7 protein-coding genes are annotated in these 9761 nt (G+C 68.9%); 2 read left to right on the plus strand and 5 right to left on the minus strand.

Annotated elements, in window-relative coordinates; translation table 11 throughout:
- Positions 1 to 500 precede the first annotated feature (500 nt).
- On the plus strand, positions 501 to 1979 hold the full coding sequence (gene rpsA / locus AC08OV_RS03755; protein WP_462185830.1) for a 30S ribosomal protein S1: 1479 nt from the start codon (positions 501 to 503) through the stop codon (positions 1977 to 1979).
- 149 nt (positions 1980 to 2128) lie between these two features.
- Here rpsA and AC08OV_RS03760 read toward each other — a convergent pair whose 3' ends face one another.
- The gene (locus tag AC08OV_RS03760) at positions 2129 to 2311 is read right to left on the minus strand and encodes a Trm112 family protein (protein WP_476613874.1); all 183 of its coding nucleotides are present in this window, start codon (positions 2309 to 2311) and stop codon (positions 2129 to 2131) included.
- Positions 2312 to 2599: 288 nt separating this feature from the next.
- Here AC08OV_RS03760 and AC08OV_RS03765 point away from each other — a divergent pair, with 288 nt between their 5' ends.
- Positions 2600 to 3136 (plus strand): glutathione peroxidase, encoded by a 537-nt coding sequence (locus tag AC08OV_RS03765; RefSeq protein WP_476613883.1) that lies wholly within the window; start codon positions 2600 to 2602, stop codon positions 3134 to 3136.
- A gap of 94 nt (positions 3137 to 3230) precedes the next feature.
- On the opposite strand, the gene AC08OV_RS03770 is transcribed toward AC08OV_RS03765, so the two are convergent.
- From AC08OV_RS03770 to AC08OV_RS03785, 4 genes are all read right to left on the minus strand, one after another.
- Positions 3231 to 4274, minus strand: a complete 1044-nt coding sequence (locus AC08OV_RS03770) for a glycoside hydrolase family 26 protein (protein WP_476613875.1) — start codon at positions 4272 to 4274, stop codon at positions 3231 to 3233.
- Positions 4271 to 5275 (minus strand): hypothetical protein, encoded by a 1005-nt coding sequence (locus AC08OV_RS03775; RefSeq protein ID WP_476613876.1) that lies wholly within the window; start codon positions 5273 to 5275, stop codon positions 4271 to 4273. The genes AC08OV_RS03770 and AC08OV_RS03775 overlap by 4 nt, the downstream gene beginning before the upstream one ends.
- 109 nt (positions 5276 to 5384) lie before the next feature.
- Positions 5385 to 7106, minus strand: a complete 1722-nt coding sequence (locus tag AC08OV_RS03780) for a hypothetical protein (RefSeq protein WP_476613877.1) — start codon at positions 7104 to 7106, stop codon at positions 5385 to 5387.
- Positions 7107 to 7652: 546 nt separating this feature from the next.
- The gene (locus tag AC08OV_RS03785; RefSeq protein WP_476613878.1) at positions 7653 to 9527 is read right to left on the minus strand and encodes a choline/carnitine O-acyltransferase; all 1875 of its coding nucleotides are present in this window, start codon (positions 9525 to 9527) and stop codon (positions 7653 to 7655) included.
- Between the last annotated feature and the right edge of the window lie 234 nt (positions 9528 to 9761).

Genomic DNA, 9761 nt, shown 5'->3' on the forward strand with positions numbered 1-9761 from the left:
GTCGGCGAGCCGGCGCTGACCCGGGAATGACCGGGCGTCGGGCCGCGAGGCCATGCCGTCGGCGGGTGTCGGGAATCGGACGCCACGAACTCACCCATTTATCCGCTTTTCAACCGATCTGCGCCGTCCGTCTCTGTCGCGTCCCGTCCGTACACGTTCCCACCCGTGTGCCGGGACGATCCGCGGGACGGTGTTGTCCCGCCTACCGCGGCGCCGTGCCGCCACCTAAAACTACATATGGACGTCATGCCTCTACGCAGAGTGAGGATGATGGCGGACGGCACGCGTCTTGGTGCGGGCGCCCGTTGACCACCCTGGACACCCGTCCCTAGACTTGGGGACGTGCACGAGGGTCCGTGGGTCTCAGACCGAGCGGATCCACTCGAGCGTCGTTATCGTTCCTGACAGTTTCTTCGTTTTTGGCGTTGTTTCTGTCCCTCGGTCCCGGCGGTTCGATCCGGCCCTCGCGCGGACGACCACCCCTAGCCGGAGCCGACCCCTTGACGAGCACCACCGACGTACGACCCGTGGAGACCGTGACCATCTCGCCCAGCCCGACCACACCACAGGTAGCGGTCAACGACATCGGCTCGGCCGAAGACTTCCTAGCGGCCGTCGACAAGACGATCAAGTTCTTCAACGATGGCGACATCGTTGACGGCGTCATCGTCAAGGTCGACCGCGACGAGGTGCTGCTCGACATCGGCTACAAGACCGAGGGTGTGATCCCGTCCCGGGAACTGTCGATCAAGCACGACGTCGACCCGCACGAGGTCGTCAGTGTCGGCGACCACGTCGAGGCCCTTGTCCTCCAGAAGGAGGACAAGGAAGGCCGCCTGATCCTGTCCAAGAAGCGTGCGCAGTACGAGCGCGCCTGGGGCACGATCGAGAAGCTCAAGGACGAGGACGGCGTCGTCACCGGCACCGTGATCGAGGTCGTCAAGGGTGGTCTCATCCTCGACATCGGCCTGCGCGGCTTCCTGCCGGCTTCGCTCGTGGAGATGCGCCGGGTCCGCGATCTGCAGCCCTACGTGGGCCGCGAGCTTGAAGCCAAGATCATCGAGCTGGACAAGAACCGCAACAACGTCGTGCTCTCGCGGCGGGCCTGGCTCGAGCAGACCCAGAGTGAAGTCCGTTCCGAGTTCCTCGCCCAGCTGGCCAAGGGCCAGATCCGCAAGGGCGTGGTCAGCTCCATCGTCAACTTCGGTGCCTTCGTGGACCTCGGCGGTGTGGACGGCCTCGTGCACGTCTCCGAGCTGTCCTGGAAGCACATCGACCACCCGTCCGAGGTGGTCGAGGTCGGCCAGGAGGTCACCGTCGAGGTCCTCGACGTCGACCTGGACCGCGAGCGGGTCTCGCTGTCGCTGAAGGCGACGCAGGAAGACCCGTGGCGTCAGTTCGCCCGGACCCACGCGATCGGTCAGGTCGTCCCGGGCCGGGTCACGAAGCTGGTGCCGTTCGGTGCGTTCGTCCGGGTGGACGAGGGCATCGAGGGTCTGGTCCACATCTCCGAGCTGGCCGAGCGGCACGTGGAGATCCCCGAGCAGGTCGTGAACGTCGGTGACGAGATCCTGGTGAAGGTCATCGACATCGACCTCGACCGCCGCCGCATCAGCCTGTCGCTCAAGCAGGCGAACGAGGCGGGAGGGCTGGCTGCCGACGGCGAGGCGTTCGACCCGAGCCAGTACGGCATGGAAGCCAAGTACGACGAGCAGGGTAACTACGTCTACCCCGAAGGCTTCGACCCCGAGACCGGGGAATGGCTCGAAGGTTACGAGGAGCAGCAGGCGGAATGGGAGCGGCAATACGCCGAGGCCCAGGCCCGCTTCGAGGCGCACCAGGCCCAGATCCGGGCCGCGCAGGAGGCCGACGCCGCCGCGGCGGCTCCTTCCTCCTACACCTCCCAGTCCGAGCAGCCTTCCTCGGCGATCGACGAAGAGGCGCTGCGTCGGCTGCGTGAGCAGTTCGGTCGGGAGTAGCCGACTCCCGTCACCGACGGTCGGGGCCCGGGGATCTTCTCCCCGGGCCCCGACCGATTTCCGGTCCTTTCCCCTGCCCGTCCCAGACCCGGCGGGAGCCCAGTCCCGGGTAGAAGCTCAGCCCGGGCAGAGGGAGGTCCTCGGCCGGATCAGGACGAGGAGCGCGCCACGGCCGGGTCGACGTGATCCGGCCTGAGTAGGATCGGAACGTCCCCGCGGATCTCGTAGCGATGGCCGAGACGCGGGTTGACCAGCCAGCCGTCGATGAGCTCCAGCGGTCCCTTGTCGACCGGGCAGGCGAGGATCTTCAACAGTTCGGGTTCGATAGTCATCTCTGACGTTCCTGTTCGTCGTCTCGGGGTGCCGTCGCGGGACCCATGAGTATCCGTTCCGGATCCCCTGAGCATCGCAGACACCTCGGTCGGCCCTGACCGGCCCCGGCCGGGGGCGCCAGCCATCCCGGTGCCGGGCCCCGGTCGCGAGGCACCGGTTCGCGTCGCTGACGGGTTATGCAACCAACTCGATGACATAAAAACTTCTGGGGGATAGCGTCGAAGTCGCTCGGCGGCCGGAGACCGGTCGCGAAGTCCCAGCTTGCCCTCATCGAGAGTCAGGTGTCCATGACTGTCCATGACTTCACCGTCGATGCCGCGGACGGAACCTCCCGCTCGCTCGGCGACTACGCCGGCCAGACGTTGCTGATTGTCAACGTTGCCAGCAAATGCGGTCTGACGCCGCAGTACGAGGGGCTGGAGTCCCTGTACCGGGATCTGCACGGCCGCGGCCTGGAGATCCTCGGCTTCCCGTGCAACCAGTTCGGCGGGCAGGAGCCGGGTACCGACGCCGAGATCCAGGAGTTCTGTACCACGAAGTTCGACGTCACCTTCCCGGTCCTGAGCAAGATCGATGTGAACGGGCCCGAAGCGGCCTCGCTATACACCCACCTGCGTTCCGAGGCGCCCGGTGACTTCGGGCCCGATGCCGGTTTCCTCTACGAGCACATCAAGAAGACCCGGCCGGAAGCGATCGGCACCGACGAGATCAAGTGGAACTTCACTAAGTTCCTTGTCGACCCGGACGGAAAAGTGGTCCGCCGGTACGAGCCGACCGTCACCCCCGAGGAGATCCGCAAGGATCTTGAGGCCACCCTGGCCTGATGGTTCTCCCGTGCCCGGCCTGCCGCTGTCGCCGGCCGGGCACGCCGAAGCGGGCGGTGCCCGCCGGCTTCGCAGCAGGAGTAGGCGAGCGCGGTCAGCGGACGCCGAACAGCGCCAGATAGCGTTCCGCCGCGTTCGGGTTCAGTACCGGTCTGTACAGCGAGGATTCCACGTTCCCCTCCTCGGCGTTGTTGAAGTACGCCTCGTAGGCCAGGGCGTCGGCGTTCGCGGTGAAGGTCTCGTACATCTTCTGGATGTAGTAGGGGTTGTCGCCACCGCCGCCGGTCGTGCGTACCAGACCCCACTCCGGAACGGCGAACTTCTTGCCGTGGGCGCGGGCGAAGGCGATCACCGTGCACAGACCGGATCGCAGATGACACTGCCGGTCCCAGATCGTCTTACTGACGGAGGCGGGATAGGAGTCGTAGGAGTCGATGCTGACCACGTCGATGTAGTCGTCACCGGGATAGGCGTCCCAGACGTCCTGACCGCTTACCGGCAGGTGATCCCGGTGTGCGGTTATATTCCAGTCGATCCGCACGTGCGGCGCGGTCGACCGGATCGCCAGGACCGTGCGGCGGTAGCAGGTCTTCCAGGTCTCGACGTCGCGTGGATACCACCAGAACCAGTCGCCGTTGAACTCCCAGCCGAGCCGGACGAAGGCGTCGCCGCGGCCGAACGTCGTCAGCGTGGTGCCGAACTGCCGCCAGTAGTTGTCGTAGGCGCCGGTCGCGCAGGTGGCCTCGTCGCCGTCCTTGGGGAACATCGGCTGGGCGACCGACAGGCCGCCGGGGAACTTGTCACGGGTGAAGGCCTGCGTCGGCCAGCCGGCCGAGACCAGGTTGGTCCAGTCCTGCCGATCCGTGAAGACGACGGCCAGGTCCACCTTGCGGCCGGTGAAGACCGACCAGAGATTGACGTCCGCGGGGAAGTTGCCATTGGCGCCGGAGACCCAGTGCACACCGCCGGGCTGGGGCTGGGGCGGCTTGGGTGTGTCCGAGCAGGAGCTGAGCCCGCCGGCGACCAGGCCGATGATCAGCAGGAGGAGCAGCGGCAGCGGGAGTGACCGCGGGTGGGCGGCGCGGACGGTGTGGCGGCCGGCAGACCCCCACCCTCGCGGTGCCAGGCGCGGTCTCATACGGCGGAGGGTCCGTGCGCGGCGGAGGGTCGCTGCGTACCCGAAGCCGTGGCCGTGGCCGTGACCGTGGCAGTGGCGCCGAGCAGCGGCGTCTCCACCGGGCCGGGCCGCCGGGCCCGTAGCCATGCCTGCACGGCCTCGGCCTCGGCCGCCCAGTCGTGACCGGGAACGAGCGCCTCACCCACCTCCATGTGCGTGGCCATGGAGGGTTCCGGCACCAGCATCGTGCGGCGCAGCCGTTCGGGCCGCGCCAGGGCGACGGCGTTGAGTGTCGTGCGCAGCCCGCTCAGCACCACCCGACGAGCGACCCGCACGGCGGGGGGCTGCGGGGAGAACGCAGGCGGTTCCCCGCCCAGCTCGGCCAGCCGGAAGGGCTGGAAACCTTGCAGGGTAAGACAGGTCGCGCGGTCGAAGGCGCCGCCGACGAACGGGATCGAGCGCAGCAGCAGTTCGTCCTCGAGCAGGGTGCCGACCCGCAGGCCGAACGTGCTGGTCGTGGCGGCGGCCCTGGCCCAGGTCACGCCGTCGACTACCGGCGCGTGGGAGTGGCTGCCGCCGTCCCGGTGGACCATTGGCCGGCGGCGGGTGGTGGTCGAGGAGAATCGCAGCGTGCTGTAAAGGGTGAAATAGTCGACCGCGGGGAGCGCGGTCGCTGCCGCGACGAGACTGGAAAGCGATTTTTCCGTGTACAAATAGTCATCTTCGGCGAGCCAGACCAGATCGTCCGGCGACCAGCGCCGGACCCGCGGCATCCGCAGCACGTACCGGTAAGATGCGCGATTGCTGCCGCACTGCACCGACTGCACCTCGCCGGCGGACGTCATCACGGCAAGACGCTCCGCCGGCATCGGGCCGTCATTGACGAAGACGATCCGTACCGGGATGTCGACGTTCTCGACGGCCCGGAGGAGAGAGGCCAACGCAAGAATCTTGCTGTAGAAGGCCGGCCGGTTCTTCGTGTTTTCCGAACCGACCGACCGATAAAGAATACGCAGAATCATCGCAACCCCCCCTACCGGCCCTGGCCCGGCAGCACTCATCGCGGTAGCCTCGACGCCTCGGACGCCACCTCGACGCGGTCGGCCGAACATATTGCGCACAGCCCGTACGTTACCGTGAAACATCATCATTGCCGGTCCGGGTCGGGCGCTCCGGAACTCGGCCCTGTACGTCCGGTCCGGCCGGCTCACCGGAAAGGGCGATCGCCGTGTCCCGTTCCACCTCCCGCGCGGCCCGGCGGACGAGGATGAACCAGATGGGGACGGTCACCCAGAAGGCAAGTATGTAACCGCAGACCGCGCCGGTGCCGCCGCCGATCTCCAGACCGACGATCGGATAGACGACAAGCTGGGGGGCGAGCACCGCATTCGCGCGGAAGGTAAGCTTGGCCTTGCCGAGTGCGTAGAGCATGCAGGCCGGTCCGACCGTCGCCGCGGGGCCCGCCTGCTGCACGATGGACAGCGCCAGCAGGTCGTGGGTCTGCTCCCAGGTCTCGCCGAGCAGCGAGTGCCCGATGCTCGTCGGCAGGACGAGAAAGATCGTCCCCCAGGCGGCGCCGGCCGCGACGATCACCGCGGACAGGGCGTAGGCGGCGCGGACCCGGGCCGCGGCCGAGAGGTCCTTGCGGCGGGAGAACTCGGGGATGGCCCAGCTCACGATCCCGACCGCGAGAATGGTCGTCGGTCCGAGCAGGGTCTGCACCCCGCGCAGCGCGCCGACCAGGTCGATCGCGCCCAGCGTACCGAGCAGCAGGGTGGATGCCTGCTGGGCGCCCTGGACGGTGAGGTACTCGGCGCTCATGTACCCGTTGACGTCGCGGTGTTCGGCGATCCACTCGCGCACGAGGCTCGGCGCCGGCTTGAAGCCGGCCTGCGTGACGCCCAGCATGGCGGCGACCGCGGCGGCGCCACCCCAGGCCAGCAGCATCGCCCACGAGGTGGAGACGTCGCGGACGATCAGCGCGTAGATGGCGGCGAACTGGACGATCGCCCAGATCCCGTCGTTGGCGGCGGCGGCGGCCGGGCGACCCTCGGCGAAGAAGACCTGCCGCCAGGCGTCCTGGAGCAGCAGCGTGGGAAAGACCAGTCCCATCGCCACCAGCGAGGCGCCGACCGAGCCGCCCATCGCCGCACCGACGGAGAGCGTCACGACCCCGGAGACCAGCCCGATTACGAGGGCAGTGCCGGTCCCCGCCGCACCGGCCACCCGAAATACCCGTGGCGGCACGTCGGAGAACTTCATCCCCAGCGGAGCGGTGCCGGCGGCCTTCGAGAACCCGATCATCAAGGAGAAGATCGCGAAGGCGACGGCGAAGGCCCCGAACTCGGATTTGCTGACGCTGCGGGCGATGACGAAGGACATCGCGGCGTTCGTCCCGCTGGAGAGCACCTGGTCGACGAGTGTCCAGATGGCCCGCGAGCGGCTGGAACCCCGGGTCGGTCGCTCGTCACGGTGGTGACCACCGGCCGGGCCGCCGTCGTCCAGGATGGTCAGCCCGTAGTCAACCGGTTCCCCGCCATCCGGGACTGCCGGTGCCTCGCGCTCCCGGTGGATCTCGCCGCGGCCGATCGGGGGAGTGAGCCATTTGCCGGTCGCGGGACCCCACAGGGGGAGCAGCCCCTCGGGGGTCGGCCCGTCCACTGCCGTCCCGAAGGCTTCTACGGCCGGGACCCGGCGGTCGCGTAGGCCGCGGATGACCTGGGTCCGCTCCCGGTCGAACTGTTCCGGTCGCGGCGGCAGGGCGGCGGTGACCTCCGGCGCGGGTCCCGTCCGGGGGCGTGGCGACTCGTGGTGCTGGGCCGTGGCCGGCGCGGATGTCTCCGGGCCGGTCACCGCAGCCCACCCGACCCTCCGCCGGGTGGTACTCGGACGGCGGAGGGATCGCGGAGAATCTCGATGATCGTCTGTTGTTGGGGGTCGGTGGCCAGACTCATTGATCCACCGCCGTCCGTCCTCTCCGTGCCGCATCGGTCCGACCCCGGCTCCCCGCGCCGGCCGCCGGACGGTCGAGCGACGCCGCCGCTTCCGCGCAGGGCGACGATCGAGCCCACCGCGTCGTTTCTGACCAGGGTGTCAGCCGGCCAGGGTGCTAGCAGGATGGTAGCTCTATGGGATCGGGACACTCGCCTACGTCCGCGATCTTCCGCATCCAGGCTGATGGTCCGCAAGTTTAGCAGTCGGGCCTCGGTCTGATCCCCTTGTTACGTCGGTCACCCCGGCAGGGCGGTACCCGGTGGTGGATCCAGTGAGGTGTGGGTGCGCCATCCGATCCGCTTCCGGGACACCGGCTGCCGGCCGGGTCAGGGCATCCTTGATGTCGGTGGCTGCGCTCGCAGACGCCTGGACAAGGCAGGAGCGGGGCATGGGCCGCATCATCAATTACCTGGAATAGCCCGTCTGGAATAGCCCGTCGCCCGTCTCGTCGGTGGCGAGCAGGTCCTGCAGCTCGGTGACGACCTGCTGGAGCTGGCCGGCGAACGCGTACATCCCGTCCGCGACTGCGCGCGGCGTACTCAGGTAGAGGTTGAACCGGTCCGGCAGTAGCACGTAGGCGATGCCGATGCACTGGCTGCTGGTAGACCCGAAGCCGAAGAACTCGACGTTGGTGGACGGCGCGGAGCTGGTGCTCAGGTAGTCGTCGCGCGCCTTGAGCCAACCCGGGGTCTCGTAGAGCGCGATCGGTTCGGTCACCCCCAGCCGCGCGCCTTGGCGGCGGGCGATGAACTGCAGCTCCCACAGGTGCTGCTCGGGGGCCTGCCCGGCCTGGCAGTCCTTCGCGCGCCGCACGTGCGCGTCGGCGGCGGCGCGGAACACGGTCTGGCGGGTGGCGGTGTTGGTGCCCGGGTCGTTGAGCATCGTCACGAACCGCTGGATCTCCGGGGTGACGACCCGCATCGCCTCCGTGCGACCGCGCCGCCAGTGCCGGGTGGCGATCGATTCGTAGGTGGCGCCGATGTGCCCCTTGGCCCGGCTGTGCGCCAGCTGGTAGGCGAGCTGCACGAACGCGTCCGGCGACGTCTTCAGTGCCTTGGCCCGGTTCTGCCCGAAGTCGGTGAAGGACAGCACCGTTGAGGCGGTCGCTGCGGCGAACTCCGCGAACGACGCGCCGGCGGCGGCTACGTCCGCCCGCAGGCTGGCGTCGAGGACGAACTCGACGGGCTCGATGACGGGTAGCCCCTGGGGCCGGGCGCCAGAGCTCGCCGAATGCTCCGCGGGCGAGGTACCCAGCAAGTCGTCGACGAAGCTGAGGATCGTCGTCCCGTCCAGCCCACAGTGCTCGACGTTGATGCCCGCCCGGCCGTCGGCGAAAACGATCAGTGATACCGCCTTGTCGAACCACCGGTTGGCGCTGTCGCCGTGGAGCAGGTGGTCACACGCGGCCAGGTTGCCCTCGGGGGTGAGGTCTTCCAGGCACAGGGCGAACAGCGCGGTCTCGATCGTGTCGAGCGCGGCCGCGTTGGCGGGGTCCAGGGTGAGCAGCGCCTGGCGGCTCGCGGCCCAGTCGGCCCGGGCCTTGGTGGTGAGCTGGCCGACGGCGGCGTCCGCCGGAACCCGCGACGCGGCGGCCTTCACCACGGCGCGCAGGCCCGCCGCGAGGTCGTCCAGGGTGTACGGGTGACCGTCCGGCCCGACGACGTCCAGCCGGACGATGTTTCCCCGGTGGAAAACGACGATGTGGCGGGCCTGGGACGGCCCGGGCCACCGCTCGCTGTACGGGGTGCGCACGGTGTCCTGGGCCGCTCCCGGGATCCGGGTCGTGGAGAACAGGAACGTGTTCTGCGCCATCGACAGCGTCTGGCCGCGCTGGACGACCGGCTCGACCCGCTCGTCGTCGAGGCGCAGCTTGTAGTCGACGGCTGCCGCCACGAGCCCGGCGGCCCGCTCCACCTGCGGCTGCTCGGCGGACAGACCCTCGGCGTCCTTGAACAGGAAGATGTAGTTCGCGTTGAGCGCGATGCGGTCGCGCCGGCCGAGGTAGCGGGAGTCCCAGAAGCCGTCCAGCCAGCTGTGTACGCCCTCGGTGGCTTCGTAGCGCTCCAGCGCCGCATGCAGGGTGGGGCCGGGGCCGCCCGGTGCCTGGAAGGCCGCGACGGCCGCCTCGGTCGTCGCCCGCTCGGACGGGGTCAGCAGCGGCGCGGACCAGGCAAGGAAACGCTCGCAGCTCTCCGCCAGCGTGGGCAACGGCACCCGGGGCAGCAGATCGTCGTTCGCGAAGGTTCCGGTGGACCGCTGGGAGCTACTGATCGCATTCATGCTGGGCCTCGGGTTGTCTCGGGGAACTCGTCTCGGGGACACGGCCATGGTGAACGCTACGGGCTGCGTTGGGTCCATGGTCGCCGAGATTCCACGGGTGGCGGGCGTTCCATCGGACATTCGGCTCGTACGGTTCATCCGACTCGCATGATGGCCGGGTCGCCCTCGACCTACCGGCCGTACGGGGGGCACCGCCGGCACCGGTCGCCCGTTATCCCGGCGGAACCGGCCGGG

The organism is Frankia sp. CeTa3Moorea (genome assembly GCF_978021225.1).

What these genes read in the sequence shown, in the direction of transcription:
- AC08OV_RS03760 (WP_476613874.1), bottom strand. Translation starts at nt 2,311, where the DNA reads ATGACTATCGAACCCGAACTGTTGAAGATCCTCGCCTGCCCGGTCGAC.
- AC08OV_RS03765 (WP_476613883.1), top strand. Translation starts at nt 2,600, where the DNA reads ATGACTGTCCATGACTTCACCGTCGATGCCGCGGACGGAACCTCCCGC.
- AC08OV_RS03770 (WP_476613875.1), bottom strand. Translation starts at nt 4,274, where the DNA reads ATGAGACCGCGCCTGGCACCGCGAGGGTGGGGGTCTGCCGGCCGCCAC.
- AC08OV_RS03775 (WP_476613876.1), bottom strand. Translation starts at nt 5,275, where the DNA reads ATGATTCTGCGTATTCTTTATCGGTCGGTCGGTTCGGAAAACACGAAG.
- AC08OV_RS03785 (WP_476613878.1), bottom strand. Translation starts at nt 9,527, where the DNA reads ATGAATGCGATCAGTAGCTCCCAGCGGTCCACCGGAACCTTCGCGAAC.